Source organism: Microbacterium oxydans, assembly GCF_900095745.1.
Taxonomy (GTDB): domain Bacteria; phylum Actinomycetota; class Actinomycetes; order Actinomycetales; family Microbacteriaceae; genus Microbacterium; species Microbacterium oxydans_B.
Window position 1 is genome coordinate 82,887 of record NZ_FMIR01000019.1, and the last position, 22,214, is coordinate 105,100.

Genomic DNA, 22,214 nt, shown 5'->3' on the forward strand with positions numbered 1-22,214 from the left:
CACGGACGAAGACCCGGCAGGGTGGGTTTCGCGAGAGAATTGAAGGATGCGGCACTATCTCGACCATGCGGCGACCACGCCTCTGCGCCCCGAAGCGCGCGACGCCTGGCTGGCCGCCACGGAGACCGTCGGCAACGCATCGTCCACGCACGGCGCCGGCCAGGACGCCCGCCGCCTGCTCGAGGAGTCCCGCGAGCGGGTCGCCGCGGTGCTCGACGCCGACCCGATCGAGATCGTGTTCACCTCGGGGGGCACCGAGTCGATCAACCTGGCACTGCAGGGACTGTGGCGGGCACGCCCCGCCGGCACGACCGCGATCGTCATGCCCGAGGCCGAGCACCACGCCACCATGGACACCGTGGCCGCGCTCGTGGAAGATGGCGCCGATCTTCGCCGGGTGCCGGTGACCGCACAGGCGCGGATCGCGCCGGAGCAGTTCGCTCAGCGGCTTTCGGGCGCCGCTCTCGCCACCGCGCTCGTCGCGAACAATGAGGCGGGCACGATCAACGACGCCGAGGGGCTGTCCATCACCGCCGCGACGGCGGGCGTGGCACTGCATCTCGATGCCGTGGCGGCCCTCGGACATGTGCCGCTGTCTTTCCGCGATCTGAGGGGAGACGCCGCCGGGGGAGTCGGACTCGTGGCCATGAGCCTCGCCGGGCACAAGATCGCGGCGCCCGTCGGCGTCGGGGTTCTCGTCGCTGCACGCACGGCCCGCGTGACCGCGTTGCTGCGCGGCGGCGCGCAACAGCGCGGGCTCCGAGCCGGAACCCAGGACGTCGCGGGTGCTGCGGCGTTCGCCACCGCGCTCGAGCTCGCCGAGATCGAGCGGACGGGGGAGGCGGCGCGACTGCGCGCACTGCGCGACCGTCTCATCTCGGGCATACGTTCCGCCGTCCCGGAAGCCGAGCTTCTGGGCGATCCGACGGACCGCTTGCCGGGCAACGCGCATGTGCTCTTTCCCGGTGCGGTGGGGGAGAGTCTGCTGTTCCTCCTCGACGTCGCCGGGGTCGCGGCGTCGACCGGATCGGCGTGCCAGGCGGGCGTCGCCGAGCCGTCGCACGTCGTGATGGCGATGGGGCGGAGCGAACGCGATGCGCGCAGCGTGCTGCGATTCTCGCTCGGCCGGACGTCGACGGACGCTGATGTCGAGGCGGTGCTCGCCGCGATCGGCGATGCCTATGCACGAGCATCCGGCGCCGGCACAGGCGCACGCTCGTAGACTGTTCCCATGCGGATTCTTGCGGCGATGAGTGGCGGCGTCGACTCCGCCGTCGCGGCAGCCAGAGCCGTGGAGGCGGGGCACGATGTGGTCGGCGTGCACCTGGCACTCTCCAGAGCCGGTGGAACGCTCCGCACGGGCAGTCGCGGGTGCTGCACCATCGAGGATGCACTCGACGCCCGCCGGGCCGCCGACCTGCTCGGCATCCCCTTCTACGTGTGGGACTTCTCCGAGCGGTTCCGCGACGACGTCATCGAAGACTTCATCTCCGAGTACCAGGCCGGACGCACGCCCAACCCCTGCATGCGGTGCAACGAGAAGATCAAGTTCGCGGCCCTTCTGGAGCGCGCGATCGAGCTCGGCTTCGACGCCGTGTGCACCGGGCACTACGCCACGCTCGTGGACGGTGCCGACGGACTGGAGCTGCATCGTGCCTCGGACAATGCCAAGGATCAGTCCTACGTCCTCGGCGTGCTGACCGCGGAGCAGCTCGCACACACCTACTTCCCGCTCGGGTCCACTCCCTCGAAGGCGATCGTTCGCGCCGAGGCGGCAGCACGCGGCCTGACCGTCGCCCAGAAGCCGGACAGCCACGACATCTGCTTCATCCCCGACGGGGACACCCGTGGGTGGCTCGCCGAGAAGGTCGGCACCGCTACGGGCGAGATCGTCGATCGCAGCGGAGAAGTCGTCGGATCGCACGAGGGGGCACACTCCTTCACGGTGGGACAGCGACGCGGGCTCAAGCTCGGTGTGCCTGCGGCGGACGGCAAGCCTCGATTCGTGCTCGAAGTCCGACCGGTGTCGAACACCGTCGTCGTCGGGCCCAAGGAGGCTCTCGCGATCGCGGAGATCGCGGGGGAGCGGTTCAGCTGGGCCGGGGCCGCGCCGACGGAGACCTCCTTCGAGTGCCACGTGCAGATCCGCGCGCACTCCGAGCCGGTCGCTGCACGTGCGATCGTCTCGGATGACGGGGTCCGGGTGACGCCCGAGGTCCCGCTCGACGGCGTCGCGCCGGGACAGACCGCCGTGCTCTACGTCGGCACGCGGGTGCTCGGGCAGTTCACGATCGACACCACGGTGTCGGCCGTCCCTGTCGGCGCGTAGACCCCTCCGGTGTCGGTACCCGCTCGTAGACTGGCGGGGTGCCGGAGAACATCTCGCTGGAAGACGCCCGAACCGAAGCCGACGAGCTGACCGCTCGCATCCTCGAGGCCAAAGAGGCCTACTACGGCCGCGACGCCTCGGTCGTCGATGACTTCACCTACGACGGGTGGATGCATCGGCTCGAAGAGTTGGAGCGGCTGCACCCCGAGCTGCAGGGGCAGGACTCGCCCACCCAGATGGTCGGAGCGGCCGAGGCGACCGGCCTTGCGACGATCGAGCACGCCGAGCGCATGCTCAGCCTCGACAACGTCTTCTCCGTCGACGAGCTGCGGGAGTGGGCCGCGAAGACCAAGGCTGCCGCCGGGCGCGAGGTGGCGTGGCTCACCGAGCTGAAGATCGACGGGCTCGCGATCAACCTCCGCTACGAGAACGGCGTGCTCACCTCTGCCGCTACTCGCGGCGACGGCCGCGTCGGCGAGATCGTGACGGAGAACGCCCTCCGTCTGCCGGAGATCCCGCAACGCCTGAGCGGCGAGGGGCATCCCGCGATCGTCGAAGTGCGTGGCGAGGTGTTCATCCCTGTCGCTGCCTTCGAGCGCCTCAACGCCGCGCAGGCCGCCTTCCGCGACCGTGCCTTCGCCGACGCCCTCGCACGCTGGGAGGCCCGAGGAGGCGCCAAGAAGGCGTTCGACGAGGAGAAGGCGCAGACCGCGGCCGCCCGGCGCTTCCCCTCTTTCGCGAATCCGCGCAACGCCGCCAGTGGCGGGCTCCGCCAGCAGATCGACAAGAAGAACGGGCTCGAGCTCGAGGCCGGGCTGCTGCGCATCGAGTCGCTCGCACTCTACGTGCACGGCGTCGGCGCCTGGACGAACCCTCCTGTCGCCGCGCAGAGCGAGGTGTACGACCTGCTCTCCGAGTGGGGGCTGCCCACGAGCCCGCACACGAAGGTGTGCCGGACGATCGACGAGGTCGTGTCCTTCGTCGAGTACTTCGGCGAGCACCGTCACGACATCGAACACGAGCTCGACGGCATCGTGGTCAAGGTCGACGAGCTCGAACTGCACGACGAACTCGGCGCGACGAGCCGAGCACCCCGCTGGGCCATCGCCTACAAGTACCCGCCCGAAGAGGTCCAGACCAAGCTCCTCGACATCGTCGTATCGGTGGGACGCACGGGGCGAGCCACGCCGTTCGCCGTCATGGCACCCGCGCACGTCGCCGGTTCCGTGGTCCGCCAGGCCACGCTGCACAACAAGGATGTGGTCAAGGCCAAGGGCGTGCTGATCGGCGACACCGTCGTGCTGCGCAAGGCCGGCGACGTGATCCCTGAGGTTCTCGGCCCTGTGGTCGAAAAGCGCGACGGCAGCGAGCGGGAGTTCGTGATGCCGGTCGAGTGCCCGGAATGCGGTACACCGCTGCGCGCGATGAAGGAGGGCGATATCGACCTCCGGTGCCCGAACGCGCGTTCGTGTCCTGCTCAGGTCCGTGGCCGTGTCGAGCACATCGGGTCCCGCGGCGCCCTCGACGTGGAAGCGCTCGGCGAGGTGACCGCTGCGGCGCTGACCCAGCCGACGTCACCGGCTGTGCCCCCGCTCGAGACCGAGGCCGGGCTGTTCGCGCTCACTCTCGAAGAACTCGTCCCCATCGAATTGTTCGTGCGGGATTCCGAGACCGGGCTTCCGAAGGAGGACGAGGACGGGATCGTCAAGACGCGCGCACCCTTCCGACGCAACCCCACCGCAGCCGAGAAGAAGTCGGGGCTCGAGGGACCTCAGCCGTCCTCACAGGCGCTCACGCTGCTCGCCGAGCTCGAGAAGGCGAAGACCAAGGACCTCTGGCGACTGCTGGTGTCGCTGAACATCCGCCACGTCGGCCCCGTCGCCGCCCGGGCGCTCGCGCAGTGGTTCGGCTCTCTCGATGGGATCCGTGCCGCATCGCGGGATGAGCTTGCCGCCGTCGAGGGCGTCGGTGGCATCATCGCCGACTCCCTGCTCGCGTGGTTCGAGGTCGACTGGCATCAGGAGATCGTGCAGCAGTGGGCTGACGCGGGTGTGCAGTGGTCGACACCCGGCCATCCCGGCCCGGGTGCGGCGGTGGCTGCCGGCGGTGTGCTCGAAGGAATCACGGTGGTCGCCACCGGATCGCTCGACGGCTACACCCGCGATGGCGCGCAGGAGGCGATCATCAACGCGGGCGGTAAGGCTGCTTCCAGCGTGTCGAAGAAGACCGATTTCGTCGCAGCCGGGCCGGGCGCGGGCTCGAAGCTCGCGAAGGCCGAGGATCTCGGCATCCGCGTCCTCGACGCGGCACAGTTCCACATCCTCGTGACAGAGGGGCCGGCCGCGCTCCCGCCCGCGAGCGACGGGTCGTGAAGCGGTACGGGCCTCTGATCGTCGTCCCGGAGGCTCTGGCGATCGGCGACCCCGGGCGGCACCACCTTCGACTCACTCCGCAGGCGGTGATCATCCGTCAGGGAGCCGAAGGTCACGGGATCGTGCCGTGGGACGGCGTAGAGGGGATCGTTCTCGATGTGCCGACGACGCGGTTTCGGCTGCCCGGACTCCTCGGAACGGTGCTGCTCGGTGCGCTGACGGCGGCGATGCTGAGCGACCCCGGCATCGATCCCGACGATGGAGCGGTGACCCTCACGGTGGATGGCGAGATGACGACGCTGCCTCTGAGCCGCCATCACGTCGGCGGGTACTGGCGGCCGACGGTGACGGGTGCGCATCGATTGATCGCGCACCTCATCGCGAATCCCGAACAGCGAGCTTTGTTGGCGCACCCGGAGCCGCTGATCGATGTCGCGGCGCAGCTCGCGCGCGGAACGGGATAGTCCGAACCGCGCGCGATGCGGCGTCAGTTCTTGTGGCGGGGCTTGCGGAACGGCTTCTCTTCGCGGCTGTCGCGAGCCGGTCGCTCGTCGCGGTCGCGACGCTCGAAGCGGTCTCCTCCGTCGTGGCTACCTTCGCGCGGGCTGCTGCGCCTGGCGCCGGGGCCACGGTCGGGCTTGATCTCGATCAGACGACCCGAAATGCGCGTGTCGCGCAGCTTCTCGAGCACCGTGGGGCTGAGGTTGGACGGCAGTTCCACGGTGGAGAAATCAGGTCGGATGTTGATCACGCCGAAATCGTCACGGCCGAGACCGCCCTCGTTCGCCAGCGCGCCGACGATCTGGCGCGGCTCGACGCGGTGACGGCGGCCCACCTCGATGCGATATGCGGTGTAGTCGCCACGTCCACGACGCTCGGTGCGGGGTTCACGAGCGTCCCTGGTTCCGCGCGCTCCACCCTCGCGGGGCGGACGGTTGTCGGCTTCGACGGCCTTGGAGAGCCGATCGTCGGCGGGGTCGAGCAGCAACGGGGTGTCGCCCTGCGAGACGATCGCGAGCGCTGCCGCGACATCGGCCTCCGGAACGTCGTGATTGCGCACGTAGTGGGAGATCACGTCGCGGAACTTCTCGATACGGGCGGTGTCGCCCAGCGCGGCGGTGATCGCGTCGTCGAACCGCGCGAGTCGCGTGGTGTTCACGTCATCGGTGGTCGGCAGCTGCATCTGGGCGGGCTGCTGGCGCGTGGCCTTCTCGATGTGCTTGAGCAGGTAGCGCTCGCGCGGCGTGATGAAGCTGATCGCGTCGCCGGTGCGTCCCGCGCGGCCGGTGCGGCCGATGCGGTGGACATAGGACTCGGTGTCGGTGGGGATGTCGAAGTTGATGACGTGGCTGATGCGCTCGACGTCGAGACCGCGGGCGGCCACGTCGGTCGCGACGAGGATGTCGAGCTTGCCGTCCTTGAGCTGGTTGACGCTGCGCTCGCGCTGCACCTGGGGCACGTCGCCGTTGATCGCGGCTGCGGAGTATCCGCGGGCACGCAGCTTCTCGGCCAGCGTCTCGGTCTCGTTCTTGGTACGGACGAACACGATCATGCCGTCGAAGTTCTCGACCTCGAGGATGCGGGTCAGCGCATCGACCTTCTGCGCATACGAGACCACGAGGTAGCGCTGCGTGATGTTCGTGCCGGTGGCGGTCTTGGACTTGATGCTGATCTCTTCCGGCTCACGCAGGTACTTCTGCGCGAGACGGCGGATCTGCGGCGGCATGGTCGCCGAGAACAGCGCGACCTGCTTCTCCTCGGGGGTCTGCGCGAGGATCTGCTCCACGTCTTCCGCGAAGCCCATCTTCAGCATCTCGTCGGCCTCGTCGAGTACCAGATACTTCAACTCGGACAGGTCGAGCGTGCCCTTGGCGAGGTGGTCCATGATGCGGCCGGGCGTACCGACGATCACGTGGACACCGCGGCGCAGTGCGGACAACTGCACACCGTAGCCCTGTCCGCCGTAGACGGGAAGGACGTGGACGCCCTTCATCTTCGAGGCATAGGACTCGAAGGCCTCGCACACCTGCAGAGCGAGTTCGCGTGTCGGTGCCAGCACGAGAGCCTGCGGGATCTTTTGGGAGACATCGAGGCGTTCGAGAACGGGAAGCGCGAAAGCGGCGGTCTTTCCTGTTCCGGTCTGCGCCTGCCCGACGACGTCTCGGCCGGCGAGAAGCGTGGGAATGGTGGCCGCCTGGATGGGCGACGGGGTCTCGTATCCGAGATCCTTGATGGCTTTGAGGACGGGCCCGGTGATGCCGAGCTCCTCGAATCCGGGGGTCGCGGGGGATTCCGCGGGGGCGTCGGTCAGCACTGCATCTTCAGGGGTCACTTCCCAAGGGTAGCGCGCCGGCGCGCTCCGCGCCTGTGAGGGCGTCCTCAAACGCCGGTGTTCAGCGAGACGAGCTTCTCCTTGACCTGGCGTCGGAGCACCTTGCCGATCAGTGACTTCGGCAACTCGTCGACCACGAAGATACGGCGCGGGACCTTGTAGGGAGTGAGGATACTGCGGGCGAACTCGCGGATCGCCTCGACGTCGACATCGGTCCCGGCATCCACCACGATGGCCGCGACGACCTCCTCTCCGGAGTGCTCGCTCGGCAGGCCGACGACCGCGGCATCCGCCACCTGTGGATGCTGGCGCAGCGCATTCTCGACCTCGGTGGGAGCGACGTTGAAGCCGCCCGTGATGATGAGCTCCTTGATGCGATCGACGATGCGCACGAAGCCGGCGTCGTCGATCGTGACGATGTCACCGGTCCGGTACCAGCCGTCGACGAAGACGGCTTCGGTCTCCTCCGGCTTTCCGTAGTACCCCGAGAACACCTGCGGGCCACGCACGACGAGTTCACCGGCCGATCCGTCCGGCACGTCCTGGCTCGGGTTCCCCGGATCCACCACGCGGCATTCGGTCCCGGGCAGGGGAAGCCCGACCGTGCCGGGCACGCGGTTATCCGCGACCGGGTTCGCCATCAGGACGGGGGAGCACTCGCTCAGCCCGTAGCCCTCGACGAGGTAGCCGTGGGTGGCCTTCTCGAAGGGGACGACCAGCTCATGCGGCAGTGCCATGGCGCCGGAGATCGCGACCTCGATGCCGTCGAGTGACACGCCCTTCTCCTTCGCCGCGGCGAGGAGGCGATCCGCGATGGGGGGAACAAGCGGAAGGAACGTCGCGGGGTGCTTCTTGACGACGTCGAGCACGAGGTCGGGGTCGAATTTGGGGAACAGTACGAGTCGGGCGCCCATCGACATCGCGAATGTAAGGCACAGCGTGAGGCCGTAGGCATGGAACATGGGCAGCACGGCGTACACGACGCAGCCCTTGCCTCGCTGGATCGAGGGCACCCACGCCCTGGACTGCGCGGCGTTGGCGAGCAGATTGCGGTGTGTGAGCGCTGCCCCCTTCGGCGTTCCCGTGGTGCCGGAGGTGTACTGGATGATCGCGAGGTCATCGGTGCTCGGCTTCGGATGCGACGCCGGGAGCGGGGCGGAGGCGAGGAGCGAATCCCAGACGACCGTGCTGCGGACCTTGTCGGTCAGAGCGGCGCGCGATTCACGGGCCTTCGCGACAGGGAGCCTGAGCGCGAATCGGGTGAGGAACGGCATGGCACGAGTCACGTCGACGGAGATGAGGTTCGTGACGGCCAGATCCGCCGGGAACTCCTGCACCGTCGAGACGACCTTGTTCCACACGATCGCGTGCTTCGCGCCGTGATCCTCGAACTGCTTGCGGAGTTCGCGCGGCGTGTAGAGCGGGTTGTGCTCCACGACGATGGCGCCGAGGCGGAGTACCGCGTAGAACGCGACGATGTGCTGCGGGCAGTTCGGCAGCACGATGGCTACCGGGTCACCCGCGCGGACCCCGAGGTCGCGAAGGCCTGCTGCGGCGTGCTCGATCGCCGCTTGCAACTGGGCGTATGTCGTCTCACGGCCGAAGAACTGGAGGGCGGGGGCTTCCGGGTAGTCGCGCGCCGAAGCGGCCACGATGTCGACGAGCGAGCCGTCCACGGGCGGAAGGTCCTCGGGGACTCCTGCGGCATAGCTGGCGATCCACGGGCGAGGGGGCTGGAACGTGCTCACCCGCCCAGCATATGTCGAGCGACTCGTGGGGCAGGGGAGTTCGGAACGCGCCAACTAGACTGGAGGGGTGTCTGAAATCACCCCTGAACTCGTGCGCCATCTCGGTGTGCTCGCACGCATCCAGCTGAACGACGACGAGGTGTCGCGGCTCACGGGCCAGCTCGACGCGATCGTCGACAACATCGCGAAGGTCTCGGAGGTCGCGACAGATGATGTCGTCGCGACGAGCCACCCGATTCCGCTGAGCAATGTCTTCCGACCGGATGTGGTCGGCGAGACGCTCACACACGAGCAGGTGTTGCAGAACGCTCCGGATGCCGCCGACGGCCGCTTCCGCGTCACCGCGATCCTGGGAGAAGAGCAGTGAGCGACATCATCCGGCTGGACGCGGCGGATCTCGCCGCGAAGCTTGCCGCGCGCGAGGTCTCGAGCGTCGAGGCGACGCAGGCGCACCTCGACCGCATCGCTGCCGTTGACGGCGACGTCCACGCGTTCCTGCACGTCAACGAGGGCGCACTCGATGCCGCTGCTGCGATCGATGCCCGTCGCGCCGCCGGTGAGGAGCTGGGCCCGCTCGCGGGTGTTCCGCTCGCGATCAAGGACGTGCTCGTCACGACCGATCAGCCGACGACCAGCGGCTCGCGCATCCTGGAAGGCTATCGCTCGCCGTATGACGCCACCGTGGTCGCGCGTTCGCGCGCCGCGGGCATGATCCCGCTCGGCAAGACCAACATGGACGAATTCGCGATGGGTTCCTCCACCGAGCACTCGGCTTACGGCCCCACGCACAACCCGTGGGATCTCGATCGCATCCCCGGTGGATCCGGCGGCGGCTCCGCCGCTGCAGTCGCCGCCTTCGAGGCGCCTCTGGCGCTCGGATCCGACACGGGTGGCTCGATCCGTCAGCCCGCTCACGTCACGGGAACGGTGGGCGTCAAGCCGACGTACGGCGGCGTGAGCCGATACGGCGCGATCGCCCTCGCGTCCAGCCTCGACCAGGTCGGTCCGGTCTCCCGGACCGTCCTCGACTCGGGGCTGCTGCACGACGCCATCGCCGGCCACGACCCGAAGGACTCGACGTCCCTGCGCGAGGAGTGGCCGTCGTTCGCCCAGGCCGCGCGTGAAGGTGCACGCGGAGATGTGCTCAAGGGACTCAAGGTCGGCGTCATCCGAGAGCTGCCGGACAGCGGTTTCCAGCCCGGGGTCGCGGCGTCGTTCCGGAGCGCTCTCGCGCTCATGGAAGCACAGGGAGCGGAGATCGTCGAGATCGGCGCCCCGCACTTCGAATACGGAGTCGCCGCGTACTACCTGATCCTCCCCGCCGAGGCGTCGAGCAACCTGGCGAAGTTCGACTCCGTGCGGTTCGGCCTGCGGGTCACGCCCGCCGGCAACCCGACGGTCGAGGACGTCATGTCCGCGACGCGCGATGCCGGCTTCGGCGACGAGGTCAAGCGTCGCATCATCCTCGGTACGTATGCCCTGTCGGCCGGATACTACGACGCGTATTACGGCAGCGCGCAGAAGGTCCGCACGCTCATCCAGCAGGACTTCGCTAACGCGTTCGCCGAGGTCGACGTCATCGCGACCCCGTCGGCGCCCACCACGGCGTTCAAGCTCGGCGAGAAGATCGACGACCCGCTGCAGATGTACCTCAACGACATCACGACGATCCCGGTGAACCTCGCCGGGGTCCCCGGCATCTCCATCCCGAGCGGCTTGGCGGACGACGACGGGCTGCCCGTCGGTATCCAGTTCATCGCGCCGGCACGCGAGGATGCGCGTCTCTACAAGGTCGGCGCCGCTCTCGAGACGCTGCTCGTCGACTCATGGGGTGCGCCGCTGCTCACCCGTGCCCCGCAGCTCGCAGGAGGGAACCGCTGATGGCCACCGCCAAGCTCATGGACTTCGACAAGGCGCTCGAGCTGTTCGAGCCCGTCCTCGGTTTCGAGGTGCACGTCGAGCTGAACACCAACACGAAGATGTTCTCCGACGCGCCGAACCCGGCGAACGAGGCGTATCACGCCGCCGAGCCGAACACTCTGATCGCGCCGGTCGATCTCGGCCTTCCCGGCTCTCTTCCGGTCGTCAACGAGACCGCGATCCGCTCGTCGATCAGCCTCGGCCTCGCGCTCGGCTGCTCGATCGCCGAGTCGAGCCGGTTCGCCCGCAAGAACTACTTCTACCCGGACCTCGGCAAGAACTATCAGATCTCGCAGTTCGACGAGCCCATCGCGTACGAGGGCTCCGTCGAGGTGGAGCTCGAGGACGGCACGCTCATCACGATCCCGATCGAGCGCGCGCACATGGAGGAGGACGCCGGCAAGCTCACTCACATGGGCGGAGCGACCGGGCGCATCCAGGGCGCGGAGTACTCGCTGGTCGACTACAACCGTGCCGGTGTGCCGCTGGTCGAGATCGTGACGAACATCATCTATGGCACCGAGCACCGCGCCCCGGAGGTCGCCAAGGCCTACGTGCAGGCGATCCGCGACATCGTTCGGGGACTCGGCATCTCGGAGGCACGCCTGGAGCGCGGCAACCTGCGCTGCGACGCGAACGTCTCGCTGCGTCCACGTGGCACGGACAAGCTCGGCACCCGTACGGAGACGAAGAACGTCAACTCGATGCGCTCGGTCGAGCGTGCCGTGAAGTACGAGATCCAGCGACAGGCGCAGATCCTCGCCGACGGCGGCACGATCACGCAGGAGACGCGGCACTGGCACGAGGACACCGGTACGACCTCGCCCGGACGTCCCAAGTCGGACGCCGACGACTACCGTTACTTCCCGGAACCCGATCTGCTGCCCGTCGAACCGGCCGCCGAGCTGATCGAAGAGTTGCGCGCCGCACTCCCGGAGCAGCCCGTCGCGCGTCGTCGTCGTCTCATGACGGAATGGGGTTTCACGGATCTGGAGTTCCAGGACGTCCGCAACGGCGGTCTGCTCGAGGTCGTCGAGGCGACGATCGCCGCCGGCGCGACGCCGGCCACCGCCCGTAAGTGGTGGACCGGCGAGATCAGCCGCGTCGCGAACACGCAGGAGAAGGAAGCGACCCACCTGATCAGCCCGGAGAACGTCGCCGCGCTGCAGAAGCTCGTCGATGCGGGAACGCTCACCGACAAGCTCGCTCGTCAGGTGCTCGAAGGTGTCATCTCCGGCGAGGGCACGCCGCAGGAAGTCGTCGACGCCCGCGGGCTCGCGGTCGTTTCGGACGACGGCGCGTTGATCGCCGCGATCGATGAGGCACTGGCCGCGCAGCCCGATGTGATGGCGAAGATCAAGGACGGCAAGGTGCAGGCTGCCGGCGCCGTGATCGGTGCCGTCATGAAGGCGATGAAGGGCCAGGCGGACGCCGCCCGGGTCCGTGAGCTCATTCTCGAGCGCGCTGCACAGTAGCGTGCCACCCCGGGCTTCGTGTCCGAGGCCCGGGGGAGAATGGTCGTATGGGACACGGTGACGGCAGAGGGCGGATCGTCTCGTCCGCCGACGCCGACGACACCGGGACGCGCATCCTCCATGTCGACATGGATGCGTTCTATGCCGCCGTCGAGGTGCTCGATGACCCCTCCCTCCGTGGTCTGCCGCTCATCATCGGGGCACCGGATGGCCGCTCCGTCGTGTCGAGCGCTTCCTACGAGGCCCGTCGCTACGGGGTCCGTGCCGCGATGCCCGTGTCGCAAGCGCTCCGACTGTGTCCTTCGGCCCGCATCGTGCCGCCGCACTTCCACCGATATCAGGAGGTCTCTCGGCAGGTGATGGCGATCTTCGAGTCGTTCACACCGCTCGTCGAGCCGCTGTCGGTCGACGAGGCATTCCTCGATGTGCAGGGAGTGCGCCGTCTCTGGGGGAGCCCCTCGCGCATCGCGGAGTTGATCCGGCAACGAGTGCTCGACGAGGTCGGCATCACCTGCAGCGTGGGCGTGGCGGCGACGAAGCATGTGGCGAAGATGGCGTCGACGATCTCTAAGCCCGACGGCATGCTCGTCGTCGCCGCCCAGGACACGCTCGACTTCCTCGCGCCGAGACCGGTTCGTGCGATGTGGGGCGTTGGGCCGAAGGCAGCGGAGGCGCTCGAGGCGCGGGGCATCCGCACGGTGCAGGATGTTCGCGAGGCGCCACGAGAGATGATCGAGCGTGCAGTCGGCCCCGCCCTGAGTGGGCGTCTCACCGAGCTCGCGATGGGACAGGATCCGCGTGCCGTCGACACCGAGCGCGTGGAGAAGAGCATCGGTCATGAGGAGACATTCGACACGGACATCCGGGATCGGGAGTTTCTCCGTGCGGAGCTCCTGCGCCTCGCTGATCGCGTCGCCGCGAGGCTGCGGCGTGCCGACTGGGAGACGGCAACTGTCGCGATCAAGATCCGATTCGATGACTTCCGCACCCTGAGTCGCTCCGTGACCCTGAGCGAGCCCACCGCGGTCGGTCAACGGATCGGCGAGGCCGCCCAGACGCTGTTCGAGCAGATCGATCGGAGGGACCCCGTGCGGCTCGTCGGCGTCCGAGCGGAGAACCTCCGCCCAGCCGGCGGTGGCGGCCTCGGGCTCTGGGACGACGATGAGGGTTGGCGCAAGGTCGAGGGAGCGGTCGACGAGGCCGTGGCACGGTTCGGCTCCGCGACGATCAGCCGCGCGCGACACATCGGGCGCGCCGATGGCCGAGGCGCTGCGCAACACCCGAAGGCGCATGGCCTGGATTGATCTCACGCGCGCCCTGTTCCTCGGCTACCGTGGAGACATGCCGAACATCGCACTGGAACTCGGAAAGCAAGCAGCGTCCTTCGGCGTGAAGAGCGCGTACGGAGAACCTCAGGACGTCGACGGGGTCAGCATCACTCCTGTCGCATTCACGTACTCCGGATTCGGCGGTGGCAGCGGAGACGGGGCCGAAGGCGGGGGAGGGGGCGGTGTTTCCGTTCCTGTCGGGGTCTATGTCCGGCGAGAAGAGGGTCTCCGTTTCGAGCCCAACATCGTCACGCTTCTCCTCGTGGCAGTGCCGTTCGTCTGGGTCACCGGGCGGGCTCTCGTGCGCATCATCCGTGCCCTCACGAAGTGAAGATCCCGTCGCGACGGCCCTGGAGCGCGCTGCGACCCTGATCGAACAGGACGTCCGCGCGCTGGCGGCCGCAAATCCTGTCGTCCTGATCGACGGCGGCAGCGGTGCAGGCAAGTCCTCCCTTGCCGCACGACTCGTGCGGCGCTGGCCGGTGCTCGGTCCCGTGCAGCTCGTCGCGCTCGACTCGATATACCCCGGCTGGGACGGGCTCGACGACGGAGCTGAACGCGCGCTCGAGTGGATCCTGCGTCCGCACGGTCGCGGATACCTCGGCACGTGGCGTCGCTGGGACTGGGAGGCGGAGACCGAGGCCGAGAGCCACGCGGTCGACCCGGCCCTCGGCGTCATCATCGAGGGCAGCGGAATCCTGCGGCCAGCGACAGCCGGTCTCGCCGATGTCAGGATCTGGGTGGAATCCGCGGAGGAGTCGCGGAAGACCCGCGCGCTGAATCGTGACGGCGACACGTACCGTCCGCACTGGGACCGCTGGGCTGCTCAGGAACGCCGCCACATCGATCGGGACGACCCTCGCGCTCTGGCCACGCGGATCGTCGAGGTTCCGTAGGTCGGTCAGACGTTCGGGGCGGATTCTGCCTCATCGGCGGCTTGGATGATCAGTTCCAGTCGATAGCCGACCCATTCGTAGACGTCGTGGCGGCCGTCCTCGCCGGTCTCGTCGTCAGATGTGATCCCGAGTCTCGTGGCGATGACGAGACGGATCGCGGTGAGGGTTCGAAGCCAGGAGTCGAGGCTCTCGAGGGTGATGAGGATCTCTCTCACTTCGAGCGCATCTTCTTCGGTGAGCGCGTCGATGCCCGCGGGGTACTCATCCAAAGCCGCGCGGACCCTGCGCGCGTCGGCGAGACGACGATCGAGGAGATCATCCCGCGCGGCATCGGCGAACTCGGCCGCGGCGTCCGAGTCTTCCGGATAGGGATTCGGCGTCAGCCGGTCGATGGCCGGATCACCCGTGCCCCGTGACTCTCTGACGAGTTCGATGAAGTCTTCGACGAGCCGGGCGAGGTGGAACTCCTCGATCACGGTGATGGGCATCACGATGATGTCGTCGCTCACAGCGGCGCCTTCCTGACGGTGGCCCAGAGCCCGAAGTCGTGCATGGCCTGCGCATGTACTTCCATGGTCTCGCGCGGGCCGGTGGCGACGATCGCGTGTCCGTCGTGGTGTACGGCGAGCATCAGAGCGGTGGCATGGTCGAGCGAGTACCCGAAGTACGTCCGGAACACGCGGACCACGTAACTCATGAGGTTCACGGGGTCGTTCCACACCACGACCTGCCAGGGCTCGAGCGGTGCTGCGCTGAGGTCTGTGATCTCGTCGAGTTCGGGGTGTGCCGACGGCGCCGTCATGCCCAGCCCATCTCGTGGAGCTGCTCATCATCGATGCCGTAGAAGTGAGCGATCTCGTGAACCAGGGTCGTATGGATCTCGTCACGGAGCTCGTGCTCGGTCTCGCACTGGGCGAGATGCGGCTCACGGTAGAGGACGATCCGGTCCGGAAGTTCGCCCATCCCGTATTGCGTGCGCTCGGTGAGCGCCAGACCGTCGTACAGGCCGAGCAGATCCAGGCTGCCGTCCTCGGGTCGGTCCTCCACGACGAACACGACGTTCTCCAGGCCCTCGACCATGTCATCGGGCAGGAGATCGAGCTCGTCGATCACCAGTTCTTCGAAGGCCGCGGCATCCATGTCCATCCTGTCCAGCCTAGAGGCGCGCAGGCCCCGGCGCCGGATCAGTGCAGAAGGACGAGCACGCCGGCCACGGCGATGAACAGTACGCCGAACACCAGGTTGAGGATGCGTTGGCCTCGCACGGATCTGGTGAGTCGCCGGAACGGGCGGGCGGCAGCCGCGAAGAACCCCCACATGACGATCACATCGACCACGATCACCGTGGCGATCAGCGTGAGGTACTGCGGCACAGGAGGCTCGTCGAGTCGGATGAACTGCGGGATGAACGCCAGGAAGAACACGATCGCCTTGGGGTTGAGGAGATTGACCCAGAATCCTCGGCGGATCATGGACCAGTGACTCTCACGCGAGTCGATCGGCACCGGCGCGTCATCCAGGGCGCCTACGGGTTTCGTGAGGATCAGACGAATGCCGAGGAACACGAGATAGGCCGCCCCGGCGTACCGGATGGCGTTGAACAGGAACTCCGAGCGCGAGACGAGAAGACCGACCCCGGCGGCGACGATAGCCACGTGCACGATCAAAGCGATCTGCTGCCCGATGATTCCCCAGATCGAGCGCTTCCACCCCTGGTTCAGCGCATTCGACATCGTATTGATGGCGCCTGCTCCCGGGGTGAAGCTGATGACCACCGATGCGGTGAGCAGAGAGAACCAGACCGCGAGCGACACCATGTGAGTCTATGGCTTCTGTGCGGTCGGCCCGTTGCCACGGAGACGCGAAGAAGGCCCGAACCATGCGGTTCAGGCCTTCTTCCTGAGGGTGAGTAACGGGACTCGAACCCGCGACATCCGGCACCACAAGCCAGCGCTCTACCAGCTGAGCTATACCCACCATGTGCCCGCCGGAGCAGGCAACCATACGAGTCTATTACATGTTCGGAGTGAACTCGGACACCGTGCGGGCGGCGATCTCGCGCGCCTCATCGCTCGAGGGGCCGGGCTCGTCGACGAAGACGGCTTCGCGGTAGTAGCGGAGTTCGCGGATCGACTCCAGGATGTCGGCCAGCGCTCGGTGTCCGCCGTCTTTCGTCGGTGCCTGGAAAAAGACGCGCGGGTACCACCGCCGTGAGAGCTCCTTGATGCTCGAGACGTCGACGTTCCGGTAGTGCAGCCACTGGTCCACCTGCGGCATGTACTTCGCAAGGAACATCCTGTCGGTGCCGATCGTGTTGCCGGCGAGGGGCGCCTTGCGTTCGAGGGGCACGAAGCGCTTGATGTACGCGACCGTCTGCGCCTCCGCCTCTTCGAGGGAGATGCCGTTGGGGATCTCCTGGATGAGTCCGGAGGTCTCGTGCATCTTCGTGACGAAATCGTTCATGTGATCGAGTGCCGCAGCGCCGGGGCGGATCACCACCTGGAAACCCGGATCGATGGGGTTGAGCTCGAAATCGGTGATGACGACAGCGATCTCCACGAGCTCATCGACCGCGAGATCGAGGCCCGTCATCTCGCAGTCGATCCATACGAGGCGGTCGTTCTCGGACGCAGATACCATGCCGCCATCCTATCGACGGCCCCGACATCGCCGGTCGGGATGCCGTTCCGCGCGCACTGGTGGGTCCGCGATACTCTAGAAGGGTGCGCCTCCGTAGCTCAGGGGATAGAGCAGGAGCCTTCTAATCTCTTGGTCGCAGGTTCGAATCCTGCCGGGGGCACCTTCATCCGATCCGCGCCGGACGGCACTCGATTTCTTCGCGACGAGTGGATCGATCGGCGGGGAGCGGGCCTGTTGACCTCAGCAGTATCGAAGCGCGGCGACCGCGTCATCCACACGCCAGAATTCTCCGACGACGCGAAAGACCCCGGTTGCGAGGTGCAGGCGCTCGGCACGATAGCGGACTCCGAGCGGGTCGGAGACGATGCGCAGGTGGCCGAGGACATGTTCCCGTCGGTCCTGCACCCGCCAGAGGTGATCCGCGGCGCGGACGAGATGCTCGCGGGGAGAAGAGAGCCGGGGCGTCGCATAGGGGACGTCGGGGAGAGAGGTGGTCAAGCTTTCAGACATCGGAACTCCTTTCGTGATTCGAAGCTATGACCGACCACCGACATTCGCTGTCCGTCGCGACACGCGCTGTGATCTGCTCTTTCTGCACCGAAAGGCGGTCGCGAGAACTGTCCACGCTTCGTGCGTTCCAGGTCGGTGGCCGGGTGCGGTGCGGGCCAGGCTGGGGCGATCCGGACGAGCGCCGCTCCGGTCGACGAAAGGACAGCACATGATCGACATGGTCACCATCGTGGGAAGAGTCGCCACAGATCCGACTCAGAGTCAGACCGGGGGAGGCGTGCCCGTCACGAACTTCCGTCTCGCGAGTACCCACCGTCGTTTCGACCCCGCCACGCAGGAGTGGACGGATGCCGGGACCAACTGGTTCTCGGTGGCTGCGTTCCGGAACCTCGGCGAGAACGCCAAGGCATCGTTGCGAACCGGCGACAGCGTGATCGTCACCGGGCGGCTGAAGATCCGCAACTGGGAGAGCAACGGCAAGCACGGCACGAGCGTCGACATCGATGCGGACACCATCGGGCATGACCTGCGGTGGGGCACGACGGCTTATCGGCCGCAGTCGCGTCCGGCCGCGGCCGGACCCTCCGCGACGCCGAATGCAGAGGGCAGCAGCCCAGAGGAATCGGTGGACGATGACTCCGGGTCGGAGCAGGTCCTGCATGATTCCGAGCCGCTGGACCTGTCGTGGGCTGCGCCTGCCTCGAGCGCGGGCGCCATGTCCTGACGGTCGTCCCGGCCCCGTGCTCGATCCAGGTGTGCGGGGCGCCGGCGGCGCGCAGGGCCGGATTGCCAGGCCACGTAGACTCGGCGTGTGCTTCGTCGTTCGGTCCTCTCGTCGCCGCGCGCGGCCGCTGCCCTCGTGGCTTCCATCGCCGCGCTCCTGCTGCTTTCCGCCTGCGCACCGACGCCAGGCCCGTCTGCCTCACCCACGGCTGTGGCGTCGCCGACGCCCGGGACGACGACTCCCGCGGAACCGACACTCGTACCCGACGGCACCGCCGAGGAGAACCTCCCGTTCTTCACCGCGGTAGCCGAACGCGTCTGGGCAACGGATCAGCGGGGGGCCGGGCGGGCGTACATCGATGCTCTGGTCACGGCAGGATTCGATCGAAGCGCGATGCAGGTAACGCAGGATCAATCGACGGTCGGCAACCCTGCGGAGAGCCTGCAGTTCTCCGTGCGCTGGGGCGACAGCGAATGCCTCGTCGGCCAGGTGGGCCCGTCCACCGGACGTGTCGTCACAGTCGTGATGCCGCAACTCGCCGAAGGGCGCTGCCTCGTCGGGACCACACGTCCGATCGACTGGTGACACGCCAAGGGGCCGGTAGTACATCTGCCATCCGCTGATGCGGTGATTGCGGGCAGTGTGATGGCTCGGCAGTGCACCGACGTGCGAAGCTGACCTCGGACGACCGTGGAGCCCCGCAGACGGCAGAGCCCAACCCAGGCGCCGGGGAATCGTCTGACCGCCGACCCCGGAGGTAGTCTTAGGTAGATTTCCGCACCGCTTCAGCAGTGTGACGGCAGGTTCGATTCTGATCAGCAAAGGTGTTTAAACGGTATGGCTGAGTACATCTACTCGATGGTGCGTGCGCGTAAAGCAGTGGGCGAGAAGCTCATCCTCGACGACGTCACCATGGCGTTCCTTCCCGGAGCCAAGATCGGCATGGTCGGTCCGAACGGCGCCGGAAAGTCGACGATCCTCAAGATCATGGCCGGTCTCGACACTCCATCGAACGGCGAGGCGAAGCTCTCGCCCGGCTACTCGGTCGGCATTCTGATGCAGGAGCCTGAGCTCGACGAGTCCAAGACGGTGATCGAGAACATCCAGGACGGCATCGCGATCAAGCCGAAGGTCGACCGTTTCAACGAGATCTCGCTGTTGATGGCCGAGCCCGACGCCGACTTCGATGCCCTGCTCGCGGAGATGGGCACGCTGCAGGAAGAGATCGACGCAGCCGACGGCTGGGACCTCGACTCGCAGCTCGATCAGGCGATGGACGCTCTGCGGACGCCCCCGGCCGACGCGGCGATCGCGCCGCTCTCCGGTGGAGAGAAGCGTCGAGTCGCTCTCGCGAAGCTGCTCCTGCAGAAGCCCGACCTCCTGCTCCTCGACGAGCCCACCAACCACCTCGACGCCGAGAGCGTGCTCTGGCTCGAGCAGCACCTGCAGGCGTACAAGGGTGCCGTGATCGCGATCACCCACGACCGGTACTTCCTCGACCACGTCGCCGAGTGGATCGCCGAAGTCGACCGCGGTCGCCTCATCGGCTACGAGGGCAACTACTCGACCTATCTGGAGAAAAAGGGCGAACGCCTCGAGGTCCAGGGCAAGAAGGACGCCAAGCTGGCCAAGCGCCTCAAGGAGGAACTGGAGTGGGTCCGCTCCAGCGCGAAGGGCCGCCAGACCAAGTCGAAGGCCCGTCTCGCTCGCTACGAGGAGATGGCTTCGGAGGCGGAGCGGACCAGGAAGCTGGACTTCGACGAGATCCAGATCCCCGCAGGCCCGCGTCTGGGTGGCATCGTCATCGACGCCAAGAAGCTGCAGAAGGGCTTCGACGGTCGCGTCCTGATCGACGGCCTGAGCTTCAATCTCCCGCCGAACGGCATCGTCGGCGTGATCGGACCCAACGGTGTGGGTAAGACCACGCTCTTCAAGACGATCGTTGGTCTGGAGCCGCTCGACGGGGGAGACCTGAAGATCGGTGAGACGGTCAAGATCAGCTACGTCGACCAGTCGCGTTCCAACATCGATCCGAACAAGACGCTGTGGGAGGTCGTCTCCGACGGCCTGGACTACATCACCGTCGGCAAGACCGAGATCCCGTCCCGTGCTTACGTGTCGAAGTTCGGCTTCAAGGGCCCGGACCAGCAGAAGAAGGCCGGTGTGCTCTCCGGCGGTGAGCGCAACCGCCTGAACCTCGCGCTGACGCTCAAAGAGGGCGGCAACCTGCTGCTCCTCGATGAGCCGACAAACGACCTCGACGTCGAGACTCTCAGCTCGCTCGAGAACGCCCTGCTCGAGTTCCCCGGTTGTGCGGTGGTGATCACTCACGACCGGTGGTTCCTCGACCGCATCGCGACGCACATCCTCGCCTACGAGGGCACCGACGAGAAGCCCGGCCAGTGGTACTGGTTCGAGGGCAACTTCGAGGCGTACGAGGAGAACAAGATCGAGCGCCTCGGCCCCGACGCCGCGAAGCCGCACCGGTCGACGCACCGCAAGCTGACGCGCGACTGAGGCCGAGATGTCCGCTTCGCCGGGGCCGCGTCTGCACATCCCGATCCACCTCCGCTGGGGTGATCTGGATGCGTTCAACCACGTCAACAACACTTCGATGCTGAAACTGCTCGAAGAGGCTCGTGTCAGAGCCTTCTGGCGTGCCGGCCCCGGCGAGGAGGCACCATCGACGGCGGTGCTCGACTCCGGCATCGACGAGGGCATCCTGACCCTCATCGCACGCCAGGAGATCGAGTACCTCGCGCCCGTGCCGTATCAGCGACGTCCGCTCGAGGTGCAGATGTGGTTCGGCAAGCTCGGCGGCTCGAGCGTCGAAGTCTGCTACGAGGTGCACAACGACCCCAGTGCAGAACCGCGACAGATCTACGCCCGATCGACCGCGATCATCGTGCTGGTCGACGCTCAGACCGGGCGCCCCACTCGGCTCACGCAGGAGATGCGCGACGCCTGGGAGCCGTACGTGGGCGCCTCGATCGAGTACTCCCACCGCTGATGTGCCGTTCACAGCGGATGACGCTGGGAACGGCCTCTAGGGCGACTCTTCGGGCACGCGGATCATGATCTCCTGCGCGACGCTCGCGACCAGCGCGCCATCGCGCGTGTAGATGCGTCCTATGGCGAGTCCACGCCCCCCGCGCGCATTCGGCGACTCCTGCACGTAGAGCAGCCACTCGTCGACCCGCGCCGGGCGGTGCCACCACATCGCATGATCGAGGCTCGCGACCTTCAGACCCGGAAGCGCCCAGTAGACGCCGTGGGCCCGCAGAATCGACTCCTGGATCGTCATGTCGCTGAGGTAGGCGAGAGCCGCTCGGTGCAGGCGCTGGTCGTCGGGGAGCGGGGCACGCAATCGCATCCACACAGCTTGACGGGGCACTTGTGCCTCTTCGCTGGGCAGGTACATCGGAGAGTCGACGTGGCGCACGTCGGCCGCCCGTTCGCTGAGCATCCGCGTCGTGCCTTCGGGCAGCCCGTGGACACGCTCTTCATCCGGGGCGAGCTCGTCGGGGTCGGGAATGCCCGCTGGCATCGGCTCGGCATGCTCCACGCCGGGATCGGCGTCCTGGAACGAGGCGATCATCGAGAAGATCGGCACGCCGTTCTGGTATGCCTGGGTCCGCCTGGTCGAGAACGACCGGCCGTCGTGGATACGATCCACCGCGATCGTGATTCCCTGGCTCGCATCCCCGGGACGCAGGAAGTACCCGTGCATCGAGTGCACTGCGCGGTCCTCGGGAAGCGTCCGCTCCGCGGCGAGCAGAGCCTGAGCGAGCACCTGGCCCCCGTAGATGCGGCCGCTCGGCATCGGATGCGAGGAGCCGGTGAAGATGTCCTCTGTGGTGCGAGCCTGAGCCGCGTCGAGATCGAGGACCTCGAGGAGTCGCTCGACGGTTTGGATGGCGTGCTGGTCCGCGCTCATGTG

General features: G+C 67.3%; 23 protein-coding genes and 2 tRNA genes. 15 read left to right on the plus strand and 10 right to left on the minus strand.

The window, feature by feature from the left end; genetic code table 11:
• The first annotated feature begins 46 nt into the window (after positions 1 to 46).
• From BQ2383_RS15905 to BQ2383_RS15920, 4 genes are read left to right on the plus strand one after another with little or no spacing between them, the layout of a single operon-like run.
• Positions 47 to 1,222, plus strand: a complete 1,176-nt coding sequence (locus BQ2383_RS15905; RefSeq protein WP_091036150.1) for a cysteine desulfurase family protein — start codon at positions 47 to 49, stop codon at positions 1,220 to 1,222.
• Positions 1,223 to 1,231: 9 nt separating this feature from the next.
• The gene (mnmA, locus tag BQ2383_RS15910; RefSeq protein ID WP_091036152.1) at positions 1,232 to 2,329 is read left to right on the plus strand and encodes a tRNA 2-thiouridine(34) synthase MnmA; all 1,098 of its coding nucleotides are present in this window, start codon (positions 1,232 to 1,234) and stop codon (positions 2,327 to 2,329) included.
• A gap of 38 nt (positions 2,330 to 2,367) precedes the next feature.
• Entirely contained in the window at positions 2,368 to 4,701 is a 2,334-nt protein-coding gene (ligA, locus tag BQ2383_RS15915; RefSeq protein WP_091036155.1) for an NAD-dependent DNA ligase LigA, read from the plus strand.
• Positions 4,698 to 5,165, plus strand: a complete 468-nt coding sequence (locus BQ2383_RS15920; protein ID WP_091036158.1) for a hypothetical protein — start codon at positions 4,698 to 4,700, stop codon at positions 5,163 to 5,165. The genes ligA and BQ2383_RS15920 overlap by 4 nt, the downstream gene beginning before the upstream one ends.
• 23 nt (positions 5,166 to 5,188) lie before the next feature.
• Here BQ2383_RS15920 and BQ2383_RS15925 read toward each other — a convergent pair whose 3' ends face one another.
• Positions 5,189 to 7,033: a DEAD/DEAH box helicase gene (locus BQ2383_RS15925; RefSeq protein WP_432206348.1), complete on the minus strand. Its 1,845-nt coding sequence runs from the start codon at positions 7,031 to 7,033 to the stop codon at positions 5,189 to 5,191.
• 47 nt (positions 7,034 to 7,080) lie between these two features.
• Complete coding sequence (locus tag BQ2383_RS15930) at positions 7,081 to 8,781, minus strand: long-chain-fatty-acid--CoA ligase (RefSeq protein ID WP_091036163.1); 1,701 nt, start codon at positions 8,779 to 8,781, stop codon at positions 7,081 to 7,083.
• A gap of 67 nt (positions 8,782 to 8,848) precedes the next feature.
• On the opposite strand from BQ2383_RS15930, the gene gatC reads away from it, so the two are divergent.
• From gatC to BQ2383_RS15960, 6 genes are read left to right on the plus strand one after another with little or no spacing between them, the layout of a single operon-like run.
• On the plus strand, positions 8,849 to 9,148 hold the full coding sequence (gene gatC / locus BQ2383_RS15935) for an Asp-tRNA(Asn)/Glu-tRNA(Gln) amidotransferase subunit GatC (RefSeq protein WP_028501947.1): 300 nt from the start codon (positions 8,849 to 8,851) through the stop codon (positions 9,146 to 9,148).
• A complete protein-coding gene (gatA, locus tag BQ2383_RS15940) occupies positions 9,145 to 10,662 on the plus strand; it encodes an Asp-tRNA(Asn)/Glu-tRNA(Gln) amidotransferase subunit GatA (RefSeq protein ID WP_091036165.1) in 1,518 nt (505 codons plus the stop codon). Before gatC ends, gatA begins: the two co-directional genes overlap by 4 nt.
• Positions 10,662 to 12,176: an Asp-tRNA(Asn)/Glu-tRNA(Gln) amidotransferase subunit GatB gene (gatB, locus tag BQ2383_RS15945; protein ID WP_091036168.1), complete on the plus strand. Its 1,515-nt coding sequence runs from the start codon at positions 10,662 to 10,664 to the stop codon at positions 12,174 to 12,176. Before gatA ends, gatB begins: the two co-directional genes overlap by 1 nt.
• A 47-nt stretch (positions 12,177 to 12,223) precedes the next feature.
• Complete coding sequence (dinB, locus tag BQ2383_RS15950) at positions 12,224 to 13,480, plus strand: DNA polymerase IV (protein ID WP_091036170.1); 1,257 nt, start codon at positions 12,224 to 12,226, stop codon at positions 13,478 to 13,480.
• Positions 13,481 to 13,517: 37 nt separating this feature from the next.
• Positions 13,518 to 13,835 carry a hypothetical protein gene (locus BQ2383_RS15955; RefSeq protein WP_091037593.1) on the plus strand — a complete coding sequence of 106 codons (318 nt, stop codon included), beginning with the start codon at positions 13,518 to 13,520 and terminating at the stop codon, positions 13,833 to 13,835.
• On the plus strand, positions 13,819 to 14,400 hold the full coding sequence (locus BQ2383_RS15960; RefSeq protein WP_091036172.1) for a hypothetical protein: 582 nt from the start codon (positions 13,819 to 13,821) through the stop codon (positions 14,398 to 14,400). The genes BQ2383_RS15955 and BQ2383_RS15960 overlap by 17 nt, the downstream gene beginning before the upstream one ends.
• A 5-nt stretch (positions 14,401 to 14,405) precedes the next feature.
• Here the strand turns inward: BQ2383_RS15960 and BQ2383_RS15965 are convergent, their stop codons facing one another.
• The 6 genes from BQ2383_RS15965 to orn all read right to left on the minus strand — a co-directional run bounded on the left by BQ2383_RS15965 (position 14,406) and on the right by orn (position 17,040).
• Positions 14,406 to 14,909: a DUF2017 family protein gene (locus tag BQ2383_RS15965; RefSeq protein WP_091036175.1), complete on the minus strand. Its 504-nt coding sequence runs from the start codon at positions 14,907 to 14,909 to the stop codon at positions 14,406 to 14,408.
• Positions 14,906 to 15,202, minus strand: a complete 297-nt coding sequence (clpS, locus tag BQ2383_RS15970) for an ATP-dependent Clp protease adapter ClpS (RefSeq protein WP_091036177.1) — start codon at positions 15,200 to 15,202, stop codon at positions 14,906 to 14,908. Before clpS ends, BQ2383_RS15965 begins: the two co-directional genes overlap by 4 nt.
• On the minus strand, positions 15,199 to 15,546 hold the full coding sequence (locus BQ2383_RS15975) for a metallopeptidase family protein (protein ID WP_091036179.1): 348 nt from the start codon (positions 15,544 to 15,546) through the stop codon (positions 15,199 to 15,201). Before BQ2383_RS15975 ends, clpS begins: the two co-directional genes overlap by 4 nt.
• 38 nt (positions 15,547 to 15,584) lie before the next feature.
• A complete protein-coding gene (locus BQ2383_RS15980; RefSeq protein ID WP_208617701.1) occupies positions 15,585 to 16,214 on the minus strand; it encodes a LysE family transporter in 630 nt (209 codons plus the stop codon).
• A 90-nt stretch (positions 16,215 to 16,304) separates the two neighbouring features.
• Positions 16,305 to 16,377, minus strand: a tRNA-His gene (locus BQ2383_RS15985).
• A gap of 36 nt (positions 16,378 to 16,413) precedes the next feature.
• Positions 16,414 to 17,040 carry an oligoribonuclease gene (gene orn / locus BQ2383_RS15990; protein WP_091036184.1) on the minus strand — a complete coding sequence of 209 codons (627 nt, stop codon included), beginning with the start codon at positions 17,038 to 17,040 and terminating at the stop codon, positions 16,414 to 16,416.
• A gap of 87 nt (positions 17,041 to 17,127) precedes the next feature.
• Here orn and BQ2383_RS15995 point away from each other — a divergent pair.
• Positions 17,128 to 17,200: transfer RNA gene (locus BQ2383_RS15995), tRNA-Arg, on the plus strand.
• 80 nt (positions 17,201 to 17,280) lie between these two features.
• Here BQ2383_RS15995 and BQ2383_RS16000 read toward each other — a convergent pair.
• Positions 17,281 to 17,550, minus strand: a complete 270-nt coding sequence (locus BQ2383_RS16000; RefSeq protein ID WP_091036188.1) for a hypothetical protein — start codon at positions 17,548 to 17,550, stop codon at positions 17,281 to 17,283.
• Positions 17,551 to 17,758: 208 nt separating this feature from the next.
• Here BQ2383_RS16000 and BQ2383_RS16005 point away from each other — a divergent pair, with 208 nt between their 5' ends.
• The 4 genes from BQ2383_RS16005 to BQ2383_RS16020 all read left to right on the plus strand — a co-directional run bounded on the left by BQ2383_RS16005 (position 17,759) and on the right by BQ2383_RS16020 (position 21,284).
• The gene (locus BQ2383_RS16005) at positions 17,759 to 18,274 is read left to right on the plus strand and encodes a single-stranded DNA-binding protein (RefSeq protein WP_244176033.1); all 516 of its coding nucleotides are present in this window, start codon (positions 17,759 to 17,761) and stop codon (positions 18,272 to 18,274) included.
• An 87-nt stretch (positions 18,275 to 18,361) separates the two neighbouring features.
• Complete coding sequence (locus tag BQ2383_RS19465) at positions 18,362 to 18,859, plus strand: DUF6993 domain-containing protein (RefSeq protein WP_208617684.1); 498 nt, start codon at positions 18,362 to 18,364, stop codon at positions 18,857 to 18,859.
• 252 nt (positions 18,860 to 19,111) lie between these two features.
• Complete coding sequence (gene ettA, locus BQ2383_RS16015) at positions 19,112 to 20,791, plus strand: energy-dependent translational throttle protein EttA (RefSeq protein WP_091036191.1); 1,680 nt, start codon at positions 19,112 to 19,114, stop codon at positions 20,789 to 20,791.
• A 7-nt stretch (positions 20,792 to 20,798) separates the two neighbouring features.
• A complete protein-coding gene (locus BQ2383_RS16020; RefSeq protein ID WP_091036194.1) occupies positions 20,799 to 21,284 on the plus strand; it encodes an acyl-CoA thioesterase in 486 nt (161 codons plus the stop codon).
• Positions 21,285 to 21,320: 36 nt separating this feature from the next.
• On the opposite strand, the gene BQ2383_RS16025 is transcribed toward BQ2383_RS16020, so the two are convergent.
• The gene (locus BQ2383_RS16025) at positions 21,321 to 22,211 is read right to left on the minus strand and encodes an acyl-CoA thioesterase (protein WP_208617685.1); all 891 of its coding nucleotides are present in this window, start codon (positions 22,209 to 22,211) and stop codon (positions 21,321 to 21,323) included.
• Between the last annotated feature and the right edge of the window lie 3 nt (positions 22,212 to 22,214).